General features: G+C 33.8%; 22 protein-coding genes and 2 pseudogenes. 9 read left to right on the top strand and 15 right to left on the bottom strand.

From position 1 onward, the window contains the following. Positions 1–32 precede the first annotated feature (32 nt). The 7 genes and pseudogenes from KHA90_RS16860 to rpsF form a co-directional block, all read right to left on the bottom strand. Complete coding sequence (locus KHA90_RS16860) at positions 33–7,178, bottom strand: Ig-like domain-containing protein (protein WP_394370702.1); 7,146 nt, start codon at positions 7,176–7,178, stop codon at positions 33–35. Positions 7,179–7,199: 21 nt separating this feature from the next. Beyond that, positions 7,200–8,516, bottom strand: a pseudogene (locus KHA90_RS25845) (immunoglobulin domain-containing protein); the annotation flags it as partial. Between the two features lie 72 nt (positions 8,517–8,588). After that, positions 8,589–9,428, bottom strand: coding sequence for an immunoglobulin domain-containing protein (locus KHA90_RS25445; protein ID WP_244860407.1), 840 nt, complete (start codon positions 9,426–9,428; stop codon positions 8,589–8,591). A 1,230-nt stretch (positions 9,429–10,658) separates the two neighbouring features. After that, a complete protein-coding gene (locus tag KHA90_RS16855; RefSeq protein ID WP_213303200.1) occupies positions 10,659–11,132 on the bottom strand; it encodes a DUF6495 family protein in 474 nt (157 codons plus the stop codon). A 143-nt stretch (positions 11,133–11,275) separates the two neighbouring features. Next, positions 11,276–11,716 (bottom strand): 50S ribosomal protein L9, encoded by a 441-nt coding sequence (gene rplI, locus KHA90_RS16850; RefSeq protein ID WP_213303198.1) that lies wholly within the window; start codon positions 11,714–11,716, stop codon positions 11,276–11,278. A 66-nt stretch (positions 11,717–11,782) separates the two neighbouring features. Next, complete coding sequence (gene rpsR, locus KHA90_RS16845) at positions 11,783–12,079, bottom strand: 30S ribosomal protein S18 (RefSeq protein ID WP_002987043.1); 297 nt, start codon at positions 12,077–12,079, stop codon at positions 11,783–11,785. Positions 12,080–12,084: 5 nt separating this feature from the next. Beyond that, positions 12,085–12,426 carry a 30S ribosomal protein S6 gene (gene rpsF / locus KHA90_RS16840; RefSeq protein ID WP_007810575.1) on the bottom strand — a complete coding sequence of 114 codons (342 nt, stop codon included), beginning with the start codon at positions 12,424–12,426 and terminating at the stop codon, positions 12,085–12,087. Positions 12,427–12,603: 177 nt separating this feature from the next. On the opposite strand from rpsF, the gene KHA90_RS16835 reads away from it, so the two are divergent. After that, positions 12,604–13,302 (top strand): LytR/AlgR family response regulator transcription factor, encoded by a 699-nt coding sequence (locus KHA90_RS16835; protein ID WP_055097960.1) that lies wholly within the window; start codon positions 12,604–12,606, stop codon positions 13,300–13,302. Between the two features lies 1 nt (position 13,303). Here KHA90_RS16835 and priA read toward each other — a convergent pair whose 3' ends face one another. The 7 genes and pseudogenes from priA to nadC form a co-directional block, all read right to left on the bottom strand. Then, complete coding sequence (gene priA, locus KHA90_RS16830; protein WP_213303195.1) at positions 13,304–15,754, bottom strand: replication restart helicase PriA; 2,451 nt, start codon at positions 15,752–15,754, stop codon at positions 13,304–13,306. A gap of 33 nt (positions 15,755–15,787) precedes the next feature. Further along, on the bottom strand, positions 15,788–16,126 hold the full coding sequence (locus tag KHA90_RS16825) for a HepT-like ribonuclease domain-containing protein (RefSeq protein WP_213303192.1): 339 nt from the start codon (positions 16,124–16,126) through the stop codon (positions 15,788–15,790). After that, positions 16,119–16,418: a nucleotidyltransferase family protein gene (locus tag KHA90_RS16820; RefSeq protein ID WP_213303189.1), complete on the bottom strand. Its 300-nt coding sequence runs from the start codon at positions 16,416–16,418 to the stop codon at positions 16,119–16,121. The genes KHA90_RS16825 and KHA90_RS16820 overlap by 8 nt, the downstream gene beginning before the upstream one ends. A 34-nt stretch (positions 16,419–16,452) precedes the next feature. Further along, positions 16,453–17,193 carry a subclass B1 metallo-beta-lactamase gene (gene bla-B1-FLAV, locus KHA90_RS16815; RefSeq protein WP_213303186.1) on the bottom strand — a complete coding sequence of 247 codons (741 nt, stop codon included), beginning with the start codon at positions 17,191–17,193 and terminating at the stop codon, positions 16,453–16,455. 16 nt (positions 17,194–17,209) lie between these two features. After that, the gene (locus KHA90_RS16810) at positions 17,210–17,641 is read right to left on the bottom strand and encodes a DUF2147 domain-containing protein (RefSeq protein ID WP_213303349.1); all 432 of its coding nucleotides are present in this window, start codon (positions 17,639–17,641) and stop codon (positions 17,210–17,212) included. 9 nt (positions 17,642–17,650) lie between these two features. Then, positions 17,651–18,568: pseudogene (locus KHA90_RS16805) on the bottom strand (YihY/virulence factor BrkB family protein); the annotation flags it as partial. A gap of 67 nt (positions 18,569–18,635) precedes the next feature. Then, a complete protein-coding gene (gene nadC, locus KHA90_RS16800) occupies positions 18,636–19,493 on the bottom strand; it encodes a carboxylating nicotinate-nucleotide diphosphorylase (RefSeq protein ID WP_213303183.1) in 858 nt (285 codons plus the stop codon). 347 nt (positions 19,494–19,840) lie between these two features. Here nadC and KHA90_RS16795 point away from each other — a divergent pair, with 347 nt between their 5' ends. The 8 genes from KHA90_RS16795 (at position 19,841) to rlmH (ending at position 26,305) form a co-directional block, all read left to right on the top strand. Beyond that, the gene (locus KHA90_RS16795) at positions 19,841–20,941 is read left to right on the top strand and encodes a DNA alkylation repair protein (protein WP_213303180.1); all 1,101 of its coding nucleotides are present in this window, start codon (positions 19,841–19,843) and stop codon (positions 20,939–20,941) included. Between the two features lie 32 nt (positions 20,942–20,973). Next, complete coding sequence (locus KHA90_RS16790; protein WP_213303177.1) at positions 20,974–21,729, top strand: YwqG family protein; 756 nt, start codon at positions 20,974–20,976, stop codon at positions 21,727–21,729. A 204-nt stretch (positions 21,730–21,933) separates the two neighbouring features. Next, the gene (locus KHA90_RS16785) at positions 21,934–22,815 is read left to right on the top strand and encodes a pirin family protein (RefSeq protein WP_213303174.1); all 882 of its coding nucleotides are present in this window, start codon (positions 21,934–21,936) and stop codon (positions 22,813–22,815) included. A 2-nt stretch (positions 22,816–22,817) separates the two neighbouring features. Further along, positions 22,818–23,213: an OsmC family protein gene (locus tag KHA90_RS16780; RefSeq protein ID WP_213303171.1), complete on the top strand. Its 396-nt coding sequence runs from the start codon at positions 22,818–22,820 to the stop codon at positions 23,211–23,213. A gap of 6 nt (positions 23,214–23,219) precedes the next feature. After that, a complete protein-coding gene (locus KHA90_RS16775) occupies positions 23,220–23,504 on the top strand; it encodes a GNAT family N-acetyltransferase (protein ID WP_213303168.1) in 285 nt (94 codons plus the stop codon). Between the two features lie 212 nt (positions 23,505–23,716). Then, on the top strand, positions 23,717–25,132 hold the full coding sequence (locus KHA90_RS16770; protein WP_213303165.1) for an amidohydrolase family protein: 1,416 nt from the start codon (positions 23,717–23,719) through the stop codon (positions 25,130–25,132). A gap of 277 nt (positions 25,133–25,409) precedes the next feature. After that, positions 25,410–25,712 carry an antibiotic biosynthesis monooxygenase family protein gene (locus KHA90_RS16765; protein WP_213303162.1) on the top strand — a complete coding sequence of 101 codons (303 nt, stop codon included), beginning with the start codon at positions 25,410–25,412 and terminating at the stop codon, positions 25,710–25,712. A 119-nt stretch (positions 25,713–25,831) separates the two neighbouring features. Beyond that, a complete protein-coding gene (gene rlmH, locus KHA90_RS16760; protein ID WP_213303159.1) occupies positions 25,832–26,305 on the top strand; it encodes a 23S rRNA (pseudouridine(1915)-N(3))-methyltransferase RlmH in 474 nt (157 codons plus the stop codon). Positions 26,306–26,338: 33 nt separating this feature from the next. Here the strand turns inward: rlmH and KHA90_RS16755 are convergent, their stop codons facing one another. Then, a complete protein-coding gene (locus tag KHA90_RS16755; protein WP_213303156.1) occupies positions 26,339–26,968 on the bottom strand; it encodes a hypothetical protein in 630 nt (209 codons plus the stop codon). Between the last annotated feature and the right edge of the window lie 25 nt (positions 26,969–26,993).

Here is a 26,993-nt window from a genome sequence, read left to right as displayed (position 1 = left end):
AAGTTTAATTAATTAGATGATTAATAGAGTGATTATCTCATGATAGATAACCATCCTTTTTTAACCGTTCCATCTCCAATGGTTATCACATAAAAATAAGTACCTGTAGGCAACATATCTCCTCTATTAATAACTCCTGATACATTGGCAGTTCCGTCCCAATCATTTTCATAATGTTGTTTACTATATACTAATGCGCCATATCTATTATAAACTTTCAACTCATTGTTAGGATATGATTCGATACAGTCTATTCTGAAAAGATCATTAGCTCCGTCATTATTTGGAGTGAACTCATTATAAACTGTCAGACAAACCGGAACAACTGTTACTGAAGCCGAATTATTTGATGCATCAACATCTAAAGGAGTCGAAATTTCGACAGTTGCAACGTTTGTATAATTACCGCTTGGCAATACTTCGGCAACGATTGTAAGTACAACACTTTGTCCTGCATTTAATGTAGGGATTGTCCAAAGCTGTGTATTTAAATCATATGTGCCTAAAGTGGTACTTGCGCTAATTAAATCGAATCCGCTTGGAAGCAACTCGCTCACTATGGTATTGATAAAGTTACCCTGACCCACATTATTAACTGTTACAGTAAATGTTATTTGCTCACCAAAATTAGGTGTAGGATTACTAACTGTATTTGTTATCGTTAGATCAGAACAAGTTGCTACGGTTACATTTAATGATTTAATTGTTCTTTCATTACATGAATTAATGTAACCAACCTCAACTTTACCAGGTCCAATATCAGACCATGAAACTGTTACGGTTCCATCGGCGTTTCCTCCTCCTGAAGTAATTGTACCGTTTGTGATAGACCAGACATAATCTGATTTTCCGTTAGCAATTGAATATGTAATTCCCTGGAAAACACATGGAGTATCGTCTGTTGTCGTGATTGGAACCATCGCATCATTTTCAAAAGCAATTGAGATTCCTAATCGTGAAGCAGCCGCACAACCATTTGTTGTATTATTAATCGCTGAAGCATAATATGTTGTGGCCGTAAGCGGTGTATTTGCTGCTAATGGTGTTCCTCCGGTTGCAGAAGCATAAAACGCTACATTTGCCTCATTTACCAAAATACTTGCTATTGTTGGTGCTGCTGATAAACAAAATGTTTGTGTTGTTCTGGGTGTTGTAACTAAAAGTGGTGTGTTAACATTTACCACAACTGCTAATCTATTTGGATTTTCACAACCTGAACCACTTGCCACAACTCCATAATAAGTACCACTAACTAAAGCTGTTGTTGCCGGAATTGCTGTTCCTCCTGTTGGAGTACTGTACCAAATTACATTGGCTTCGTTTACCTGAATATTAGCAACTGTTGGCACATTTACAGAACAGAAGTTTTGCGTAGCTGAATTTGTTGTAGGCGTTCCCATTGGGTTCACAATGGTAATTGTAACTGCTAAACGAGCTGCACTTTTACATCCTGTAATTGGATCTGTAAATTCTCCATAATAAGTACCTGAACTTAATGCTGTTGTTAATGGAATTGCTGTTCCTCCGGTTGAAGCACTAAACCATGATACATTACTTTCGTTTACCTGAATACTTGCAAATGTTGGTGCAGCATTTGAACAGAAGTTTTGTGCTGTATTATTTGTCGTTGGATTATTTGAATTTCCAACATTCACGGTAACCTGAAGTCTAACATTACTTTCACAACCTGTAATTGCATCTTTTAATGCTGCATAATAAGTTCCGCTTACTAATGCTGTTGTTACAGGTAGTACTGTTCCTCCCGTTGGTGCATTGTACCAAACTATATTTGTTTCGTTTAGCTGAATACTTGCCAGAGTTGAATTATTTCCTGAACAGAAGTTTTGAGTTCCGGCAGTTACTAATGTTGGCGTTCCGGGATCAGAAACGTTTATAGTTACTGATAATCGTGTTACGCTTTCACATCCTGATGTTGGATCTTTTATTACGGCATAATATGTTCCGCTTGTCAATACTGTAGTTGACGGAATCACTGTTCCCCCCACTAAATCTGTGTACCAAACTATATTTGCCTGATTGAACTGAACACTTGCAAATGTAGGCGCATTTACCTGACAGAAGTTTTGTGTTCCGGCAGTTACCAATGTTGGAGTTCCAGGATCAGAAACATTTATAGTTACTGATAATCTTACAGCGCTTTCACAAAGTGTTGTTGGATCCTGAATAACCGCATAATAAGTTCCGCTGGTCAATACTGTAGTTGAAGGAATTACCGTTCCACCCACTAAATCTGTATACCAAACTATATTTGCCTGATTGAACTGAACGCTTGCAAATGTCGGCGCATTTACCTGACAGAAATTTTGTGTTCCCGCAGTTACCAATGTTGGCGTTCCGGGATCAGAAACATTTATAGTTACTGATAATCTTACAGCGCTTTCACAAAGTGTTGTAGGATCCTGAATTACTGCATAATAAGTTCCGCTTGTCAATACCGTAGTTGAAGGAATCACCGTTCCACCCACTAAATCTGTATACCAAACTATATTTGCCTGATTGAACTGAACACTTGCAAATGTCGGCGCATTTACCTGACAGAAATTTTGTGTTCCCGCAGTTACCAATGTTGGTGTTCCGGGATCAGTAACGTTTATAGTTACCGTTAATCTTACAGAACTTTCACAAAGTGTTGTTGGATCCTGAATTACCGCGTAATAAGTTCCGCTGGTCAATACCGTAGTGGACGGAATCACCGTTCCACCCACTAAATCTGTATACCAAACTATATTTGCCTGATTAAACTGAACGCTTGCAAAAGTTGGTGCATTAACTAAACAGAAATTCTGAGTTCCCGCTGTTACTAGTGTTGGCGTTGCAGGATCGGTAACGTTTATAGTTACTGTCAATCGTGTTGCACTTTCACAAAGTGTTGTTGGATCTTGGATTACGGCATAGTAAGTTCCGCTGGTCAATACTGTGGTTGACGGAATTACTGTTCCACCAACTAAATCTGTATACCAAATAATATTCGCTTCGTTAAACTGAACGCTTGCAAAAGTTGGTGCATTAACCAAACAGAAGTTTTGTGTTCCCGCTGTTACCAATGTTGGTGTTCCGGGATCAGAAAGGTTTATAGTTACTGATAATCTTACGGCACTTTCACAAAGTGTTGTCGGATCTTGGATTACCGCATAATAAGTTCCGCTTGTCAATACTGTGGTTGAAGGAATTACAGTTCCACCAACTAAATCTGTATACCAAACTATATTTGCCTCATTGAACTGAACACTTGCAAATGTTGGCGCATTTACCAAACAGAAATTTTGTGTTCCTGCTGTTACTAATGTTGGCGTTCCGGGATCAGAAACGTTTATGGTTACTGATAATCTTACTGCACTTTCACAAAGTGTTGCAGGATCCTGGATAACCGCATAATAAGTTCCGCTGGTCAATACCGTAGTGGACGGAATTACTGTTCCTCCAACTAAATCAGTATACCAAATAATATTTGCTTCATTAAACTGAACACTTGCAAATGTTGGCGCATTTACCAAACAGAAATTTTGTGTTCCTGCTGTTACTAATGTTGGTGTTGCAGGAGCTGTTATAGTTACATTTACAACAGATCGAACTGAACTTTCACAAAGTATCGCCGGATCTAGTATAGCTCCATAATAAATTGTTCCATTTATCAATGCAGTTGTTGGATCCAAAGCCGTTCCTCCAGTTGGTGCAAGATACCAAACTACATTTGCCTCATTTGCCTGAAGATTAGCAACTGTTGGATTAGCCGTTGCACAGAAATTTTGAGGATCAGTAGTAGATGTTGGCGTTGCAGGATCATTAACAATAACCGTTGCAACTGCCAGTTCTCCGTTTTTATTTGGACAAGTAGTATCACTTGTAACCGCAACATAATAAGAAACAGGACTCATAGCTGTTGTTAAACCCGTAGCTGTTAAAACTCCTGCAGGGCTAACAGTATAGGTTACACCGCCAATTATTACACCATCTGTAATAGGCTGTGTTTTATTAGCATCTAAATACCACAAGAAAACCGGGTTCGTTAAAGGACTTGTAGGTGTTAATGTAGCTGCTGTATCATGACAAATCGAAGCATTGTCAACCAATATATCAGTTGACAGAGAACTTGGTAAAATTGTAAATGTTACCTGTTTTCTATCTGCCGGTGCAGTTTCACAAAATTCATCTGAACTAACTCCTACATAATATGTATAAGTTCCGGAAGCTAATCCTGTCAAAATTAATTGTGGCGTTATCTCACCTGCAATCTCCTGACTTGTTGTACCATCAAAACTATACCAGTGATATACCGGATTTGTAAGTGCCGGTACGCCATTTAAAATTGCATTTAATGTTACTGTACCGGTTTCGGTACAAACAATAGTATTATTATTTCCGTTTATTGTTACGTTTGCTATTGCAGCTGCAGGAGTAGTGGCTCTCACAATTACTGTTACTTCTCCTCTTTCTAAAGCTGGACAACCATAACGAATTGGCTGGATATAATATTTATATGTTCCGGCAGCCAATGTTTCAGGAAGTGTATAAGTTAAACCACTTGCCACCTGATTTCCGCCAGTTGGAGAATCATACCACGCATAATCAGCACAGGATTTAGGCGTAGCCGAGAGCGTTATAGCTGCTCCGGGACAAACCGTGACAGCATTATCAGGATCGCTTCCTATCACTTTAGTATTCGTTACACGATCAATAGTATGAACTCTAAGTTGATCTAAAACATTTGCAGCTCCTCCAAAAGTAATTACAACTTTATCATAAGGCTGTGTTTGTGGTGCAACAATTGTCATTGCCATTGTATCTCCTGCAAGTAATTTTAAAGTCAATAAATTACTTGTATTTTGAATTGGAGCTCCTACAGCAATATCTCCTGAATAAAGCTGGATAGTAAATCCTGTAAGTAATCCAAGATTTAAAAGAGTTCCGGGTTTTGAAATCGTAATTCTTAAACTATCCCCCACCATACTTGGTGTTCTAAAAGTTGTTGTAAGTTCGGCAGCAGCAAGAACTCCTACTCCTGTAAACATTGTAGCATAAGTAGCAACATCGCCATCAGCCACATTCCAAGGATCAGAAACTCCCACCGTTGTTGTTAATGCCCCAACTCCCAAATCTCTCACGCCAGAGAAAATATCTTCAATATCTCCTTGCCCGCAAGCAATTTGTGTTACCTGTTTTTTATAATGAGCATCGTAAACATTAATGTTTTGAGCTACACTTAAAACAGATCCTAATTCTACACGAATACCATCATAATCCTGAAGACCAGCTGTATTAGAAGGTACAAATGTATATTCAAATGAGTTTTGACCCGGTAATAAATTCAATAATGATCCTGATACTGATTGTAAAGTTCCAATATCAATAGGATTATTAGATCCGTCACGTTTTGTTCCTATTACCGAAATATTTTGTCCTACCGCAAGTAAACTATTTTGTAAACCTAGTTTTACTGTTACAGGAGTTCCTTTAGGAATTGTTGTTGGCCATTGCAAATTTTGCCAAGTTGTTCCAATTCCTAAAAGCCCTAAACCAGTGGTTATAGTTGAAAAAGTTGCGGGATTACCATCAGCTCCCGAAGGTCCGTTAGTAACAGATCCGGTAATAATACTTCCTGATAGTTGTGAATTAGCATAAACTCTTTCTAATAAAGAATCACAAGCAGCAGCATCAATAACACTAACAGTTATCGTCTGACTTACTGTACAAGTTCCAAGAGTCGCAATTACAGTATAACTGTAAACACCAACTGTATTAAGTACACCTGTATTATTTGATGGTAACAAATTACCTTGTTGATCATACCACGCAAAGGTTCCATTTGATGTTGCAGTTAATGCAACCGAACTTCCTGTTGTAACAGCAATAGAACTTGTTACTCCGGTTAATGTTGGTAACGGATTTACAGTTACTATTACTTGTTCTCTTAAAGATGGACAAGCAATTCCTGTTGTTTGTGCTTCGATAAAATAAGTACCACTTGCCAAAATATTTGAAGCAGCAAGATCTGTAATTGGATTATTTGATACATCAAAGAAAGTATAAACTGTATTTCCTGATGTATCTAAATTTGTGATAGCATCTCTTAAATTTGCTGTACCACAACGAACTAACGGAGTCTGAACTGTTAAAGCTGATTCAGCAGGATCATTTACTATAACTTCTTTTAATGTTCCGTTTATATTCTCGCAAGTTCCTCCGTTAAGTACAGAAACATAATAATTATAAGATGCATTAGGAGCTAATCCACTAATTGTAAGCGCTCCCGTTGTAGCATCTTTAGAGAAAGTTGCTCCCGGTTGAGCAGCAACAACAGATCCTGTTATAATTTCCTGTGTTTTATTTTGATCTGTATAGTATCTAAATGTTGCTCCCGCTAAAGCAGAAGTTGGAGTCAATACAACACCTCCAGCACATGAAGCTGTTAAAGGACTTGTAATCGCAATATCCGCAGCTGTTGGAATTGGCAATACCGTAATTGTAACCGGCTGGCGAACACTATTAACACAAGTTCCTCCGCGTGTGGCTTCTAAATAATAAATTGTAGTAGCATTTAAAGGAACAGTTGGATTAACAGCCACTATATTCCCTCCTGTTGGAGCATCATACCATGTAAAAGTTTCTGTTCCTGTAGAAGTTGCAGTTAATACAGCAGTTCCTCCAGCACAAATTGGCGCTGTTGCTCCGGTTATTGTTGCATCCGGAAATCTGTACGAAGCTTCATAAATATCTAAAGTAGTTAATAATGTTGCAACTGCTCCTCCTATTCTGATTTCGATTTTATCGAATGGTGCAGTAGCATTAAAACTAACTTTGAATTTATTTCCTGATAATAATTGCAGGCTTAATAAATTGTTAGTCAGTAAACGTCTGTCATTATTATAAGTTGCTCCATTATAAGTTGCAAGGCTAATGCCACCTCCTAATAATGAAACATCCGCAAGACCTGCCGGCAATCCTAATTCAATATCAATAATATCTCCTGCCTGACCTGGGGTAGGAAAAGTTAATTGCTGCTGTATGTAAGCACCAACTGCCGCAACAGGTGTCGAAAGACTTGCAAATGTGTTTATATTTCCATCAACAGAAGCATTTGGATTAGTCGAAGTACATAAAGCACATAATAAACCATCTGTTGTAGTTACCTGTGAATTTGGCTGTAAACAAGTACTCACCGTATTAATTACTATTACATTAATTACAGCTCTTGAAGGACTTGTACAATCTGACGTATTATTTGCCTGAACATAAAATGTTGTATTTGCAGTTAAAGCAGGATTGGGTGTATAAGTACTTGAATTTGCAATTAAAAGATTGCCTCCTGTTGGTGCATCATACCATGTATATGATATTCCTGCAGTAGCAGCAACGGATAATATGACAGTTTGGCCAGACTGAATCACCACATTTGATGATGTCGGAACCGGAACTGCCGGTCTTGGATTAACATTAACCGGAACCGCTGTACGCGCAGGACTTAAACAAGTTCCTATTACAGCTTCTACGTGATACGTTACAGAGCTGGTTAAATTAGGTGTTGTATAAGATGTTCCTGTAGACAATAAATTCCCGCCAGTCGCTGCATCGTACCAATTATATGTTGTACCTGCAACTGGTGCCTGAATTGTTATTGTAGTTGATTCTCCGCTACATAAATTTAAAGGAATAACGTCAATTGCTGTTGGAGCCACAGGATTATTTACTGTAACTATTACCGGAGTTCTTTCACTATTAACACAACCATTTCTGGCAACTTCAACATAATAAGTAGCAGTAGCATTCAAAATTGGCGTTGTATAAGCTGCTGTTGTTACCAGCGGAGCTCCTCCTGTTGCTGTAGTATACCAACCAACAGTTTCTCCCACGGCTAAATTAGCAACTAATGTTGCTGTTTGCCCACTACAAATAGTCGTGTTTCCTGAAACTACAGTTGCTTTATATCTGTAAGTAGCCTGATAGATATCTAAATTAGTTAAAGCGGTTACTATACCGCCTAATCTAATTTCGACACGGTCAAAATTTGCACCGGCAACAATACTAGCTCTAAATCTGTTTCCTGTTAGCAGCTGTAAGGTAACTAAAGGATTATTGATAAAGATTCTGTCGTTATTATAAGTTGCACCATTAAAGGTTGCTAAGCTAACTGCCCCTAGCAATGAAAGATCAGCAAGACCACCTGGTAATGCTAATTCCAAATCAACTATATCGCCTGCTTTACCAGGATTATTAAATTGTAATGTTTGTTGAATATATCCGTTTAGTAAACCTACCGGAAGAGTTATTCTGGCTGCAGTTGCAATATTTCCATCAACAGAATTATTTGGAGTTGTAGAAGAACAAAGTAAACAAAGTCCGTTTTGAGTTGTTTGCTGGCTATTAGCTTCCAAACATCCACCTAACGGATTAGGTAAAACAGTTACCGTTACGGGCACTCTTGTAGCGCTTACGCATCCTCCAACACTATTACGGGACTCAACATAATATGTTTTACTGGCAGTTAAAATAGGAGTTGTAAAAGTATTTGAATGTTAAAACAGTTGCAAGGAACTTCAATTTGTTCTACTGGAGCTACACAGGCAACAACTTTATCTGTTACTTATTGCAGGCTGTACAGGATCTACAACATTAATAGTTACCGGTATTCTTGCGTCACTTTCGCACCCTGCAATTCTTGAAGTACTTACATAATAAGTAGTTGAAGATGTTAAAGCTGGCGTGGTATAATTACCATTAGGTGAAAGTGCTGCGGTTGATGTTGGTGAATCATACCAGGCTACCGTTGTTCCTGCTGCGGCTGTTGCTGAAAGTGCAACTTGTTGTCCTGTACAAACAGCCTGTGTTTCTCCATTTGCAATAGTAGGTCTTGCAAATTGCAAGCGTACGTCATAAACTCTTAAATTAGACAATAAACTGACAAGTCCGCCTACTTGTATTCTAACCTGGTCAGCATCACCGGTAAGTGTATATCTAATAACACCAGTAGTATTTCCAGCCAATAACTGAATATTCAGTAACGGACTATTTAATGCAACTGTAGGACCAGTTGTCCCTGCTACCGAGTTTCTTGGCTGAATACTTGCATTAGACAATAAACCAACGTCTAACAAACCAGAATTTGAACCATAATAAATAACAATTTGATCTCCGGCGCGTGCCGTTTGATTAAATGTTAGCGTTTCCTGCGCAAAACAAAGTACACCAAGTGCATTTGTCAATGTCGCATACGTACTTAAACTCGAATCATAAGCCAAAGTTGGATTAAGAATTTCGGTTGTACCAAGACAAACACCACCAATACCAGAAGTATTAGAAGTAGGTCTGCAAAAGGTTTGTGCAAAGTTTTTATTGCACAAAAGCAATAAAAACAATAAACCTAACAATCTCGTCTTTACGATGAGATCATAAAAAGTAAAATTTTTTTTCATAATTTGGAAGATTAGAAAATGGACAATAAAATACCTGTTGCGATAAGCAGATATGCTTAGGCAATTTAAAAAACGTTAATAATCAGCTAGTTAAAATGAAATTTAAAATCCTAGAATGCTAAGAATGTAAACTGCATTTCAGTAAAAAAATCATGTTGTATTCAGTATACCAAAGTATACCGAAGAGCAATTTTTATCCTTTAGGAATAAAAAACGACTCAAAAATTTTAGGGAATATTGATCTGCATCAATCTTCCAAAAGGAGTGATTTGTCATAGGACTAATTTTCATAAAAGAAAATTTAAGTTGATGTAGAAGGGGGATTTCTATTTATATATAGTTGATTCAATATTCATAAAAAGTTGATTAGCCAATTTATAAATTTTGTTGCTTTAGAAATTATTCTAAAATTGAATCTATTATTTTAATTTGAAGTGTTTTTTGAATCTAAGAAACTAAAACATAAAAAAGCCTTTCATTTACAAAGTGGTCGTTTGGGCTTTGGAAATAAAAAACTGAAATAATTAAAAAATTGTTGAGAAAAGTCTGCACTCTTACGAAAATTAAATTTGATGATAAACTTGATTATCTTCAAACCAATAAAAAATAAACCTAAAATAATATGAATTGCTAATGCAAACTTGATAAAGAGAGTAAGTGTCAATTCCATATGCAAATTAATTTAGTTGGTATTTCATTTGTTTTCTTTTCGTTCTTTTTAAAAACATCTAATTGTAATTTGATTACTAATTATAGTATAAAATTATGAGATGATGGTATTTCTAAAAAGAACAAAAACCGTTTTGTTTAACTTTCTATTCTAAAATTAAAAAAAACTTAAATGTAAAACAAGAATAAAATTCTTATTTTTTTTAATTTAAATAAATCTTAAAATTAAACAAAACGCCAAAACATCAGGAAAATAAAGTCTTTTAAAGGAAAAATAACTGTTAGAATTATAACAAAATAATTATTTGGTTTTTGTTAAATATTAAAAAAGTAAGTTTTAGATTACTTTATAAGTTTCGAAATCGGTTGAGAAAGAAAATACTAAGAATATTTGAGAAGTAAAACTTACAAAATAAAAGTATATTGCAGGATTGAGAAAAAAGGAGTAGAAATACGGGGTAAAAAAAACAAAAAAGTTTAAACAACTGTTAAAAAAATAAAAAATGGTAAATAATTTAACATCAACTACTTACCATTTTCATAAAATATCAACTAGAAAAACTATGATTCAATAATAGTATTGATTTGAGTAAACAATTGACCGTCACTTAAAAACGCACCTTGCTGAATCAACTCAAAAATAGAAGCATTCCTATCTTCAGTAAATACTTTCTTTCCAACTTTCATTTCTATGTTTTCAGTAAACATATTATCGCTTAACCACTGCAATCCTTCTTTTGTTAAAAAATCCGTTTCAGGAATCAACGATTTTAAGACTATTGATTGTACATCTTTATCAAAACACTTGAATAAGAAAATATGATTTTTAGAGAAATGTTCTAAATATTCGGCTCTGGATAAAACACCTTCCCAAATTAAATCAGAGAAAACATCTAATTCCTGTTCTGCTACTTCCGGCTTATTTATTTTAATAGAATCCCACTCTGCTTTATCAATGGTTTGAGTCGCTAGAAAATTAGTGAATTCTGCGTGCAATTCATCAAATTGCTCTTTTGTTAATCTTGCGTATTTCATTTTCTTTTTAGGCTTTATGCCTTACGCTATAAGCTTTAAGCAAGATGCTTTATGCAAATAACTTTAAGTCTGATTAATTATTATTTCATTTAAACAAAAAAATCCCGATTCGCATCGGGATTTTTATATAATATATAAAACGATTACTTTTCAGCAACAATTTCGTATGGTAATTCAACGATTACATCTCTGTGTAAACGCACATTTGCAGTGTATTTACCAGTACGTTTAACGATACCGCTAGTGATGAATTTTCTATCAATTACTTGACCACCTTTAGCTAGAGCGTCAGCGATATCAATATTGGTGATTGAACCGAATAATTTTTCACCACCTGCTTTTGCAAAAAGTTTAATTTCAATTGCTTTCAATGATTCAGCTAATGCTTTTGCGTCTGCAACAACTTTAGCTTCTTTGTGAGCTCTTTGTTTTAGGTTTTCAGCCAATACTTTTTTAGCAGAAGGAGTTGCTAATGCAGCAAATCCCTGAGGAATTAAAAAGTTACGTCCGTAACCAGCTTTTACAGAAACTACATCATCTTTAAATCCTAGATTCTGTACGTCTTGTTTTAATATAAGTTCCATGTTGTTGTCCTTTATTTGAGAAGTTAGGTTCCATCTTACCGGAAACCAACAACTTTGTTTTTAATATTATTTTAATAAATCCGCCACATATGGCATTAAAGCTAAGTGACGAGCTCTTTTCACAGCTACAGAAACTTTTCTTTGGTATTTTAATGAAGTTCCAGTTAAACGACGAGGAAGAATTTTTCCTTGCTCATTAACGAATTTCAATAAGAAATCAGCATCTTTATAATCAATATATTTGATTCCTGATTTTTTGAAACGACAATACTTTTTAGTTTTGTTAGTTTCGATGTTTAAAGGCGTTAAATATCTGATATCTCCGTCTTTTTTTCCTTTTGCAGATTGCTCTATTGTAGACATAATAATTAAGCTTTAGTAGATTTTAATTTGGCTCTTCTTCTTTCAGCCCAAGAAATAGCATGTTTATCTAAACTTACAGTTAAGAAACGCATAACTCTTTCGTCACGTCTAAATTCAGTTTCAAAAGCAATTAGAACTTCTCCAGCTACTTTGAATTCGAATAAGTGATAAAAACCACTTTTTTTGTTTTGGATTTCGTAAGCCATTTTTTTCAGACCCCAATCCTCTTTTGACACCATTTCAGCTCCTCTACTAGTAAGAAATTCTTCAAATTTCGTTACTGTTTCCTTCACCTGAACCTCAGATAAAACGGGATTTAAAATGAAAACAGTTTCATAATGATTCATAAATACAATATTTATTTGTTAAAATTGGGTGCAAAAGTAACCAATAAATTTATATATACAACATTATTTTACTTTTATTCGTTATAAAGTAAAAAACACAGGCTGACTTTAGTTTTTTTTGCAAAAAAATAATACATTTACTATTGCTATCCTGAAATTATTCTAAATTTTTATGTTATGAAACTAAACTGTGTTGTTGTTGATGATAGTTCTATACAGAGGACAATTATTGCAAAATTAGTTAATAATCACCCAGGTTTGCACTTAATCGGGGATTTTTCTAATGCAATTGAAGCAAAAAGCTGTATCTCTCTTAATAATATTGACTTAATATTTCTTGATATAGAAATGCCCGTTATCAATGGATTTGATTTCCTGGACGGACTAAAATCTAAACCACAAATCATATTTATTACTTCTAAAGCTGAGTATGCTTTAAAAGCCTTTGATTATGACGCTACTGATTATCTGCAAAAACCAATCGCTGTAGATCGTTTTAATGCTTCAGTAAAAAGGGCAATTGACATGCATTTACTCAAGAAAGATGTAAAAGAGGAAGAAGGAGAACATATATTCATCAAGAGTAACCTTAAAAAACTTAAAATTTTTACGGCAAAAATCAAATGGATCGAAGCTTTTGGAGATTATGTAAGAGTAGTCACAGAAGACGACAGTAATCTAGTACTTTCTACAATGAAATCTTTTGAAAATGATTTATCAAAAGAAAAATTTATACGCGTACACAAATCTTACATCATCAATATTGACAAGGTAGAACGCTTTAATAGCAAATTTGCAGAGATTGGCATTACAAAAATTCCGCTTAGCCGAAACAAAAAAGAAGATTTAGTAAAAGCATTATCAACGTCGTCATAATTTAATAAAAATCGACATTGGCAATAACCTTTATAGCTCTATATTGAGCAACAGCCTCAAAACTATTCAACATTTTCTGAATAGTTTTTTTCGTACCTCCCAAAGGTAAATTCTGCGGAATCTTGATCAGTATAGTTCTAATATATTCATTTCTTATTCTGCTAATCGCAGGCTCTTCAGGTCCCAATACCGGCATTCCTAAGTTTTGGCTTAAAACCTGATACAACCACATCGAACCTTCCTTCAGTTTTTCAAACTCACGGTGTTTCAAAGTCAATTTTATAATCCTGAAATAAGGTGGATATTTATAAATCTGACGATCGTATAATTGCTCCTTATACATACCCATATAATTATGGTTCGTAACTTGCTGAATTGTATTATGATCCGGATTATAAGTCTGAATCACAACTTTCCCTTGTTTTTCTGACCTACCCGCTCTTCCGGCAACCTGAGTCATCATTTGAAAACTACGCTCAAAGGCCCTGAAGTCAGGATGATGCAGCATATTATCAGCATTCATAATTCCAACCAGACTTACATTATCAAAATCCAAACCTTTGGCAAGCATTTGTGTTCCCACCAGAATATCAATTTCGCGATTCTTAAAAGAGTCAATTATTTTTTCAAAACCAAATTTTCCGCGAGTAGTATCCTGATCCATTCTTCCTGTTTTGGCTTTGGGAAAAAGCGATACTAATTCCTGCTCGATTTGTTCCGTTCCAAATCCTTTCGTGGTTAAATCAATACTTGAACAACTATGACAATGCGTTGGTTTTGCAATAGAATAACCACAATAATGACAACGCAATTGGTTTTTATGTTTATGAAAAGTCAAACTCACATCACATTGCTGACAATGCGGTACGTGTCCACAAGTCAAACATTCAATTATAGGTGAATATCCACGTCTGTTTTGAAATAAAATCACCTGCTCGCCCAAAGACAAAGCCTGTGCAATTTCTTCAATTAAAAGATCACTAAAATGCCCCGTCATTCTTTTTCTAAAATGTTTGTCTTTTAAATCTACCAAAACAATTTCAGGCATTCGAACATTATTGTAACGCTCTGTAAGTGTCACCAAACCATATTTATCAGTTTGAGTATTAAAATAAGTTTCAATACTTGGCGTTGCAGATCCCAAAAGTACTTTTGCATTATGAAAATTTGCCAGAACTATAGCCGAATCCCTTGCATGATAACGTGGCGCAGGATCAGATTGCTTAAAAGTCTGTTCGTGCTCTTCATCAACAATCAACAATCCTAAATTATTAAAAGGCAAAAACAAAGCTGACCTCGCTCCTATCACAATTTGGGCCTTATCAGCATTTTCAAGCGTTTGTTTCCAAACTTCTACTCTTTCGTTATTACTGTATTTAGAATGAAAAACAGCCACTTTATCACCAAAATGAAGGCGCAAGCGGGAAACTAATTGTGTTGTAAGCGCAATTTCCGGCAACAAATACAAAACTTGTTTTCCGGTAACTAAATATTCTTCAATTAATTTAATGTAAATCTCTGTTTTTCCACTTGACGTAACACCATGAAGCAAACAAACCTCTTTTTCCAATAAACTACTTTTAATTGCTGTAAAAGCAGTTTCCTGTGCTTCACTTAGCAATAATTGTTTTTCGGTTGCCTGTCCGGTAAACGAAACGCGATCGTGTTGTAAAAGATATTCTTCAAAAATTTCTTTATCAATCAAGGCTTTTACTACCGCCGAAGTTGAATTCGAAACCTCAACCAGTTTTTTTACTGTAATAGGCTTTTTTTCTGAAGCCATTAATTGAAAATAAGCCAGAACAATTTCTTTCTGTTTATTCGCATTTTTTAAGACTTCCAACAATTCCCCCAAACCATTATCTGATTCATATTTGGCATGTAATTTTACGTACCGAACCAGTTTAGGTTTGTAGCTTTCTTTTATTTCCTCTTCTAAAACGATGATATCTTTATCCATCATTTTTTGAAGAATCGGAAAAATATTTTTCTTATTTAATATCGAAATAATCTCCTGAATTTTTAGAGAATTCTGTTGCTGCAAAGCTTCATAAACCAAAAATTCATCATCAGAAAGTTCATTCTGATTTACCTCAACATCTGCTTTATGCGAAATGATGGTTTCACTTTCCAGTAATAATCCACTTGGGAAAGCACCTCGATACACATCACCAATACCGCACATATAATAAGTCGCCACCCAAAGCCAGTGTTTAATCTGAATTTCGGTCGCAATAGGTTTTTCGTCTAATATCTGATGAATTTCTTTGGCATCATATAAACTGGGCTCGTTTTGATGAATATCAATCACCAACGCCGTATATATTTTACTTTTACCAAAAGGTACCGCAACCCGCATTCCTTTTTTAATAAAATGGAATTCAGCCTCAGAAATACGATACGTAAAAGTTTTAGCTAAGGAAAGTGGTAGAACAACTTCGACAAAAAACATGTAAATATTTTATAGGATTTGAATAATTTGAAATTATTCTGAAAGCATTTTTTCTACTTCAGCTTTAAGAATTGGAAGTTGTTTTACAACAATTCCCCAAATGACCTCATCAGATACAGAGTCGTAACCGTGAATTATTCTATTTCTTACAGCAACAATTTTTCGGGAATCTGAAATTTGAATTTCGTTATTTTCTTTTAAAATTCTATTCATTGCCTCACCAATAATTTCTATATTCCGCTCCACAGCACGTTTAGTGCGCATGTCTTTTTGATAATTTTGAAATTGCATAGATTGATTAAAAAAATAACCCTCAATTTCATTTATGGAACTCCAAATATCAAACAACCAGGTTTTAATATTATTATCCATAAATTAATTTTCTTTCTTTATCAAGATTTTGTTTGAAATAAGGATTCTTAATTGCTTTTTCTTCCAATAAATCAACTGGACGTTTTAAAATATCTTCTAATAAAAATTTAAGATCAAAATAATTATCAGCGTAATCCAAAACATCAAATGACTGAAAATCAACAACCAAGTCAACATCACTTTTATCACTAAAATTTTCTGTGAGTACTGAACCAAAAGCATACAAAGCCTTTACCTTGTGACTTTTGCAAAGCTTAGAGATCTCCGATAAATGATGTTCTAAAAAATTCATTAACTTGTAATTTAATTTCAAATATAAGCAAAAATTACTTTTTATCTGATACTGCATTATATTCCTGAACTAATTTCAAAGTATGATTTAAAGATCCCAGATCCTTCCAGTCATCATGACCAGTAATAATATATTTTGGATTTTTAAATTTCATCTGTACTTTTTTGATAGATTTCTCCCATTCCTTTACGTCAGAGTCACCTAAATAACCAAGATCTTTTGCCTCTGTACTTTTTACAAAACAACCTCCATAAAGCACTTTCTCTTTATTAAACCAAACCACAATATTGTCCGGAGCATGTCCTTTTCCAGGATAATAAACCTCAAAAGTATATTGACCAACAGTAAATATAGTATCATTTGGAATCACAAATTCAGCTCTTTTTTTATTTTCTTTTTCAAGAATCTCATCAGTTAACTTTATAGTATAAGTTTTGATTCCTTTTTGCCTGTAAAAATCCAAACCTCCAGCCCTGTCTTCATGAGAATGTGTTGCAAAATGCATCACAACATCCTTATGATGCCTTGCTTTTATAGCATCTAATAACGGCTGAAATTGTGTCTCGTCCCACGGCGCATCAAACAACACAACGCCTTTATTTGTAACAAGATACAAAGCATTGGCAGAAATTAACGTTCCTTTATAATCATGAAACGTTTTATAAACATAAAAGTCACCCGTAAGATGACTTATTTGTAATGGCGAATTCTTAGATTGTGCAAAACTATTGAATAGTATGGCTAAGAAAAAAATTAATGACGCTAATTTTCGCATTTTATTTTATGAAATTTTAGTTCTTCACTCTTGTCCAATATTGAGTTCTTCCCATGATAGAAATCCCAACATAACCGCGAAGTTTTAATTTATCAGCAGAGTCAAGCGCAATATAACATTTGTATTTTTTACCATTTGTAGGGTCTAAAATTGTCCCTCCGCTATATTCATCACCGTCTTTTTTAAGTCCGTTAATGATTACCAAACCTAAAATTGGTTTGTTTTTTTCTGCACCATCACATTTTACACACGCATCTTTTTTATGGTCTGCACGAAGTATCTCTACTACTTTACCATATAATTTTCCTGATTTTTCGTAAATCTCTACAACTGATTTGGCTTCGCCCGTTTCATCATCAATTGTTTTCCATTTTCCAATAACACTTTGACTATGAATTGTACCTAATGTCAGGAAAAAAACTCCAATTGTTAATATCAAATTTTTCATACTATTTATTTTTTTTTTTTGTTTTAATTTTCTGATAGTAGCATTCAATTCGAACCCTAAAAGCAGAATCATACAGTTTATCCAAATATAAAACATTAGAATTAATAATGTTCCAATTGAACCATAAAGTTCGTTATATTTTGAGAATTTTATAACCCAAATCCCAAAAAAGAACGAAGATATAACAATTAAGATCATCGTAAAAACTGATCCAATGCTTATAAAAGGAACTTTATTATATTGTTTTGTACCATAACGTAATAATATTGAACATGTTATCAAAATCATTAATAAAACAAACAAATATCGACCCAAAATAATCAGCGGAATACGATCACTCAAAACATCCTGAATAATTGTTTTTTGGATAAACACCTCAAAAACTACAATTGTTGCCACCGTGACAAACAATATAATGGTCATAACAAGCGAAATAGCTAATGCAACTAAATATTGACTAAAAAAACCACGTTTATCAAATACATGTTTAGAGGATTCAAAACCGCTAAGGATTCCGTTAATACCATTTGCCATTAAAAAAATCGAAAGCAAAAATCCGGATGATAATAAACCGGAGTGACTATTATTTAAAATATCACTAATGATTTTATTAATCGCATCATAAGTATTTGGAGGAACGCTTTGCTGCACAAACAACAAGAAATCTGCCTGAAAATTATCTATAGGAATAAACGGAATTAAGTTTAAAATAAACAGTGCAAAAGGAAATAAAGCCATAAAAAAACTGAACGAAACAGCACTTGCATGATACGAAAAAGCACCTTCAAGAATTCCTAAAGTGTACAATTCCAGCAAATCGTATAACGAAAAACCTTCTAACCACGGTAATTTTATTCTCTTTAATAATCGGGCAAGAGAACGCACTATAGGAACTTTTTCAATCCGATCTTCTATCTCTTGAGACATATTTATTCTTTAATTTTAGATTTTAGATTCCTTAACTCATAATTCACAACTTATAATTTATAACTTTCTAGAACGCTTTCAAACTCAAATCCATGTTATAAACAGAATGTGTCAAAGCTCCGGAAGAAATATAATTTACACCACATAAACCATATTCACGAATCGTTTTTTCGTTAATATTTCCAGACGATTCTGTTTGGCATTTTGAACCAATTAACTCAACCGCAGTTTTAGTATCTTCATAATTAAAGTTATCGATCAGGATTCTGTGCACTCCGTCACTTAACAAAATCTCACGGATTTCATCCAGATTCCTGGCTTCAACTATAATTTTTAAATCTAAATTATTCGTTTTTAAATACTCTTTCGTTTTCTTGATCGCAAGTGTAATTCCGCCCGCAAAATCAATATGATTGTCTTTTAACATGACCATATCATACAATGCAAAACGATGATTTTCACCTCCGCCAATTTTTACAGCCCACTTTTCAGCCGCTCTAAAATTGGGAGTTGTTTTACGAGTGTCTAAAATTTTAGCGCCGGTTCCTTCTAAAAGCTGAACGTATTGATCTGTTTTTGTAGCAATTGCAGACATTCTTTGCATGGTATTCAAAACCACTCTCTCTGACTTTAAAATAGATTGGGAACTTCCTGAAACTTCTAAAACGACATCACCATATTCTACATGCGTTCCATCTTCTATATACGTCTTGATTTTTAATTTTGGATCTACATACTCAAAAATCATTTTTGCAAGTGCAACACCCGCAATAATCCCCTGATCTTTCACCAATAATTTAGCTTGTCCGTGTGCCGTTTCCGGAATACACGCCAATGAACTATAATCGCCTGTGCCTACATCTTCGCGAATTGCGTTGCTAATCAATAGTTGTAATTCGGTTTGAAATTGTACTTCGCTAATCATTTTCTTAAAGTTTATGAAATGCTAAAGTAGGATATATTTTGGGGATTTGAAAGTGTACTGTCTTTGAAAAATTTCTTAGGTGTAAAAACACTAATGTAAATTATAAGGAAAACGTTTATTTTTTAACCCCATAGAAACATAGATCAAATACTTAAAAAAGATGTTTCACTTAGTATTGATACACACAGTTAAATGCATTTATCTATGTGTAAAAATCTAGATATTTAAAAATATCTTTTGTCTGTAATTTTATTATCTACGTTTCTATGTGTTTAAAATTTTTCACATAGAATCTATAATTTTAATTGAAAACATTAAATATCTTTGAGGTTCATTCAAACAAAACCATGGGATTAATTAAAGACATTTATTCAGTTGCTTTTTACGAAAATTTTGGTCAGGCTTTCGCCGAAGTTGATCCAAATTTCGATAAACAAAAATTTATTGATGCCATTTACGAAGGCAATTTTGCCCAAAAAGAATGGAAGGATCGCATGAAACATACTACCGTTGTTTTGCATCAATTTATGCCTGAGAATTTCCCTGAAGCCGTTTCCTTAATTGACAAAATCATTGAGAATCTAAAGAAAAACAAATTTACAGAAGGCAATCTCGCATTCATTTTCTTTGCCGATTATATTGAAATCTATGGTATTGATGACTTTAAAACTTCGGCGAAAGCCTTTGTTTCAATCACACAATTTATAAGCTGTGAATTTGCTGTTCGACCTTTCATTATAAAATATAAGGAAAAAATGATCGAAGAAATGACAAAATGGTCGCTGCATGAAAATCATCACGTACGCAGATTATCCAGTGAAGGAAGCCGACCAAGATTACCGTGGGCAATGGCGATTCCGTTCCTGAAAAAAGATCCTTCTTCTATCCTTCCCATTTTAGAAAATCTTAAAAATGATACTTCAGAATATGTTCGTAGAAGCGTTGCCAACAACCTGAATGATATTGCCAAAGATAATCCGCAAATTGTATTAGAAATTGCCGGAAAATGGTTTGGAATCAATAAAGAAACTGACGGAATCATCAAACACGGCTGTCGAACTCTGTTAAAACAAGGACATCCTGAAATTCTGCGTCATTATGGTTTAGAAAGTACTAATATTGAACTTTCTAATTTCGAAATTAAAACACCAATCGTGAAAATTGGCGATCATTTGCAGTTTCAATTTCATCTGAACAATACGAATGACGATGCTAAAACGATTCGTTTAGAATATGCCGTCCATTACAAGAAATCAAAAGGACATTTAGCTAAAAAAGTCTTTAAAATCAGTGAGAAAATCTATCAGCCAAACCAATTAATTAAAGTCGATAGAAATCAATCTTTTAAAATCATTACGACTAGAGTTTTTCATACCGGAATCCATCAATTATCCATTATTATTAATGGAACTGAAAGTGAGGTTTTGGATTTTGAATTGACTGATTAAAAAGAATTAAACATATAACTAAAAAACATAAGATGATATTTCCAGACTATTTAAAAGAATTTGAAAATGATTTAGTAAAATACAAATTAGATTATATTCAAATAAATGCAAAACCAATAGAAAAAGAAACTGTTTTACCTTTTATCCAAAGTAAATTTTTAGGAAAACCATATTTGCCAATTGATACAGAATATCCTAGAGATAAGGCAGGAAAGCCAATGATTTTATTGGCACAACTTAATTTTTCAGAAATTCCACAACTTGAAAATTACCCTGAGAAAGGAATATTACAATTTTTTATATCAGGAGATGAATGGTACGATATGGACGATTATAAAGTAATTTTTCATGAAGAAATAAAAAATCATCAAACTGATTTCGAATTCCTAACAGAAGATTTATATTCAGATTCTCCTGTAAATTGCGAACACAGCTTATCTTTTTCAAAAGAAGAAGAATATGGAGGTGTTCAGGATTTTCGCTTCGATTTTAATTTCAATGGATTGGATTATTGGGAATTTGAAGAAAAATTAAATGAATCACAAAAAAAAGAAATTGAAAAATTAGTCGATAACGAAGGACATAAAATTGGAGGTTACGCATACTTTACTCAAGGAGATCCCAGAGAGTATGACGACAAATCAAAAAATGATGTTTTATTACTTCAAATTGATACCGATGAAGAAATAATGTTTGGCGATAGCGGTGTTGCCAATTTTTTCATCAATAAAGACGATCTAATTAATCGAAATTTTGAGAAAGCCTACTTTAATTGGGATTGCTGTTAATAAAAAATTCTTCAGGATTTAGAGTATTTCACTAATTAATTTGGGTTAATTAGTGAAATTCGTGTTATATTTTTAATTCTAACAGAATCTCTATTATTCTATTTCTTACTTTTATAAATAATACCAAAACAAATTTTCTTAATCTAAATTAAGTTACAGATTGCTATCACAACTGTAATTTTGCTTTCAACTAAAACAAATACCATGTCAAATATTAGTTTAATTATCGAAGAACGCGCTGCCAATATTGGCAATTTCATGGTAGGCAGGTTATTGCCTTTCCGTGAAAAAAGAGCCGTTGGACCATTTGTATTTATCGATCATATGGGACCTGCACATTTAAGCGATCATGAAAATATGGACGTTCCTCCTCATCCGCATATCGGACTTTCGACTTTGACGTTTTTATTTGAAGGAAGCATAATGCACCGTGATAGTTTAGGAACCGAATTAGAGATAAAACCAGGCGCCGTAAACTGGATGACTTCCGGAAAAGGAATCGTACATTCTGAAAGAACGCCGGAATATTTAAGACATTCTGATAAAATGCTTCACGGATTGCAGATTTGGGTGGCATTGCCGAAAGAACTGGAACAAATGGATCCAAATTTTGCACATGTCGAAGCAAATGATATTCCGAGTTGGGAAGAAGACGGGATATCTTATAAATTGATTGCCGGAGAAGCATTTGGAAAAAAATCTCCCGTTCCCGTTTATAGTCCGTTATATTTTATTGAAATAAAAAGTACCCAGGCTAAAAAAGTAAATATCGGACATCATTTATTCGGCGGAAGTGGATTATATATTTTAGAAGGAAGCATAAAAAGCGGCGAACATATTTATGATCCTAAACAAATTTTAATTACAAACGACAGCACTCTATGTGAGTTTGAATTAGCCGAAAACACAACGGTTTACATCTTTGGAGGAACGCCGTTTCCGGAAGAACATTATATCTTTTGGAATTTTGTTTCTTCGGATAAAGAACTAATCGAAAAAGCAAAAAAAGACTGGACAGAACAAACTTTCCCGAAAGTTCCGGGCGAAACAGAATTTGTGCCTTTACCTCAACCAAGAATCAAATAAATATGGATACTATATCAGCAAAAATTGATACACGCTTGTATCGAACAGAAGTAACATCTGCCAGCGAAAATATTTTAATTTCTGATGAACCTCAGGAAATGGGCGGTAAAAATTTAGGTCTTAATCCAACCGAACTTTTGGCCGCATCACTTGCTTCATGCACCGTAATTACTTTGCGAATGTACATCAATCGTAAAGAATGGGACGTATCAGAAATCAATGTCAAAATTGATTTCGAAAGAGATTCTGATCGAAACGTATCCTTATTTACAAGAAAAATAGAAGTAATTGGTGAAGTTGACGAAACTCAAAGGCAACGCTTAGAAACAATTGCCAATAGTTGTCCAATTCATAAAGTCCTAACACATTCAATCGAAATTAAAACCACATTAATATAATTTATCATGGAAATTCAACAAATAAACGATATAAAAAGAGGACAATTTGAAGCTATAGAAAATGGAAAAGAAGCCGGAAAAATGACGTATACCTGGGCAGGAGATTCTAAATTCATCATCGATCATACTGAAGTTAGCGAAGATTTCAGCGGACAAGGCGTTGGTAAAAAACTTTTAATGGCTACAGTTGATTATGCGAGAAATAATAATTTACAAATAATTCCGCTTTGCCCTTTCGCAAAAAGCGTTTTTGATAAAACAGAGGAAATACGTGATGTACTTTTTTCTTAAGGTTCAAAGTTGCAAAGAGACAAAGGTTTTAAGGTTTCTCTTAATGCCTTTATAAAACTGAGACGTACTAAATGTGCGTCTTTCTTGCTTTTTATAATACGTGCTTCTCTTAAACTTTGTCCCTTTGCTCCTTTGAACCTTTGTGCCTAAAAACAAAAATTTTAAAATCTCCTCAAAAACTCATATATTTGCATGTAATTTAAACTTAGAGTATGACGAGGATAATTACACTTTTCTGTTTTTTCATAGCACAAATTGGCTTTTCTCAAACAGCTGAAAACTATTTAGAAAAAATTAGAAATAACGAAGCTCTCTTAACAGCTTTCTTTCAACAAATGCCAAAAGGCGGCGATTTACACCATCATTTTTCAGGATCAGTTTATGCAGAACCACTTTTAGAAAGAGCTATTGCAGAAGATTTTTATTTGAATTTAGAATCAATGGGAGTTTCAAAAACAAAACCTGCAATTGGCAATTGGCAAACATTCTCCTCTCTTAAAAGCGAAGGAAAACTGGCATTTTACGAACAACAAGTCATGCAAACCTGGTCGGCTAAAGATTATAATGGTTCTGTACCTTCTGATGATTTATTTTTTGACTCTTTTCAAAAATTTGAACCCACTATTAAAGGTCATTTTGCCGAAGGAATGCTGGAATTAAAAAACCGTGCCATTGCTGAAAATGTATCTTATATCGAAACGCAGCTATCAACAATTCCGTGTGATATGAATGTAGCAGATTTAAATGATTTTAACTCGAAACTACGTAACGCTGCATCTCAAAAAGATGAAAAATCAGTTCTGAAACTTTTAGGTGAATTGTATAAAGCAATTCAGCAGAAAGACGCTAAAAAGTATGCAACAGATTTCAATACTAATTTCATTGCAAAACTTCATAAAGACTTAAAAATTGATGACGACCGTTTTACAATGCGTTATCAAAATTTTGTGCTTCGTTTCATGGATCCTGTCGATTTATTCAAGAATCTTAGCATTGCTTTTATTTCTGCAAACGACAGTAAATTAGTTGCGGGCGTAAACATTGTTTCTCCGGAACATGGCGAAAATTCTATGAAGGATTATTGGCTGCACATGGTAATGTTTAAATATTGCCATTCAAAATTTCCTGATGTAAAATATACGCTTCACGCGGGAGAATTGACTTTAGGTTTGGTTCAGCCCGAAGATTTAACATGGCATATTAACGATGCAATTTATATTGCCGGAGCTAACAGAATTGGTCACGGAGTTGATATTGCTTACGAAGCTAATTCATATGATTTATTGAAATATATGTCTAAAAACAGTATTCCAATTGAGATTAATTTAGTGAGCAACGAATTCATCTTGAAAGTAAAAGAAAACAGACATCCATTTACACTTTACAAAGAATTTAATGTGCCGATTGTAATTAGTACAGACGATGCAGGGATTTTAAGAACAAATATGACAGAACAATATGTTTTATTAGCTAAAAGATATCCTGATGTTTCGTATGCGACAATAAAACAATATGTTTACAACAGTATTAATTATAGTTTTATTCAGGATGCAACTGTGAAAAAACAATTAGTAAAAGATTTAGATGCAAGATTTAAAACTTTTGAAGCTAAATTTTCTAAGAATTAAAATGTTTAATCGTTGCGAAGAGATTGCACGCAGATTAAAACAGATTAAAGCTGATTTACACAGATTTTTTATGCTAAAATATCAAAAATAAAATCTGCTTAAATCTGCAAAATCTGCGTGAAAAAAATTTAGCACACGGATTTAAACAGATTAAACCAGATTCACGCAGGTTTTTTATTTCGAAATATCAAAAAAAATATGCTAAATATGCTAAATATGCGGGAGCTAATTTTTTCTCGCAGATTTAGCAGATCGAGCAGATAAAAATATAATCACTATGATTCTAGAAGCAGTTTTTCTTTATGTTAAATCAGATTTGGCAATTCAATTTGAAGCTGATTTTGCAAAAGCAAGTCAATATATTGCATCAATTGATGGTTATTTAGGACACCGCTTAGAAAAATGTCTTGAAGTCGAAAACAAATATCTTTTATTGGTAGACTGGAATACGCTTGAAGATCATACAGAAGGTTTCAGAAACTCAGAAGCTTATCTGGAATGGAAAAAGATTTTACATCATTATTACGAACCGTTTCCTATTGTAGAACATTTTGAAACCGTTTTTTCGAACAAAAAATAGCCCACAGATTATACGGATTAAACAGATTACCACGGATTTTAAAATTTTAAATTTGTGAAAATTTGTGACTCGAGCAATAGCGAACAGGCGAAGCAAATTCGTGGCAAAAAAAATATCAGATGAACATCAAACTTATCGCCATTGGCAAAACTGACAATAAATCATTACAAACTTTAATCGATGATTATACCAAACGTTTGTCGTTTTATATCAAATTTGATCTGGAGATTATTCCGGATATCAAAAATGTAAAGAATTTGTCTGAAAGCCAGCAAAAGGAAAAAGAAGGCGAATTGATTCTCTCGAAATTAACACCAACAGACCAATTGATTTTATTGGATGAAAACGGAAAAACCTTTTCCAGCGTTGGTTTTTCAGAAGAATTGCAAAAGAAAATGAATTCCGGCGTTAAGACTTTAGTCTTTGTAATTGGCGGTCCTTACGGATTCTCTGATACCGTTTATAGCAAAGCTCAAGGGAAAATTTCACTTTCGTTAATGACGTTTTCACACCAAATGGTCCGATTATTTTTTATCGAACAACTATATCGTGGGTTTACGATTTTAAGGAATGAACCTTATCATCACCAATAAAGTTTAATCGTTTATTTGTTGAATTGTTTATTGTTACAAGATGAATTCTTTTGGAATTTCGTCATTGTAGGAATTTAATTTTTGAAACTGAATTTTAGTTTCAATATATTCCTGATAACTCATATTTTTATCGAATAACAAATATACTTTTGGTTTAACAAAAAAAGCGATACGCCCAATGTGCATTAAAACATCTTCTTTTTTAACTTGTTCGTTATTTACTAAAACAATATCACTGCCTCTCCTAAAATAAATTACCAAGTCTCCATTTGTTGGTTTTCCTATTTCATAATACACTTTCGTAAAAGGTAAAAAAGCCATATTCTTTCCGATAGAATCAGCGTATGAATAATAATTTTCAGCCATTTCGTTTTTGTGTGCTTTTTCAGCTCGCTTTTTTTCCTGAAGTTTCATTATCTCCGGAATTACCAATTTTAAAGGCAAACGCTTGTCAATATTAAAAATCCAATTGGTTGAAATGATGCTGTTTTTTCGGTTTACTTCTGCAATTGTATCTTTTCCTTCCATTTTAAAAAAGATATATATCGGCGAATGATCCTGCACATCTTTGACTATCGAAATATTTGATTTTGGAAGTAAAACTGCTTCTTTATTTCCACAGGAAAAAAGAAGAATTATGAATAATAAGCTAAAGTATTTCATATTTGTTTTTAATTAAAACCATTTT

This window comes from Flavobacterium psychroterrae (assembly GCF_018380615.1).
Lineage (GTDB): Bacteria > Bacteroidota > Bacteroidia > Flavobacteriales > Flavobacteriaceae > Flavobacterium > Flavobacterium psychroterrae.
This window is presented reverse-complemented; position numbering and strand designations above follow the sequence as displayed.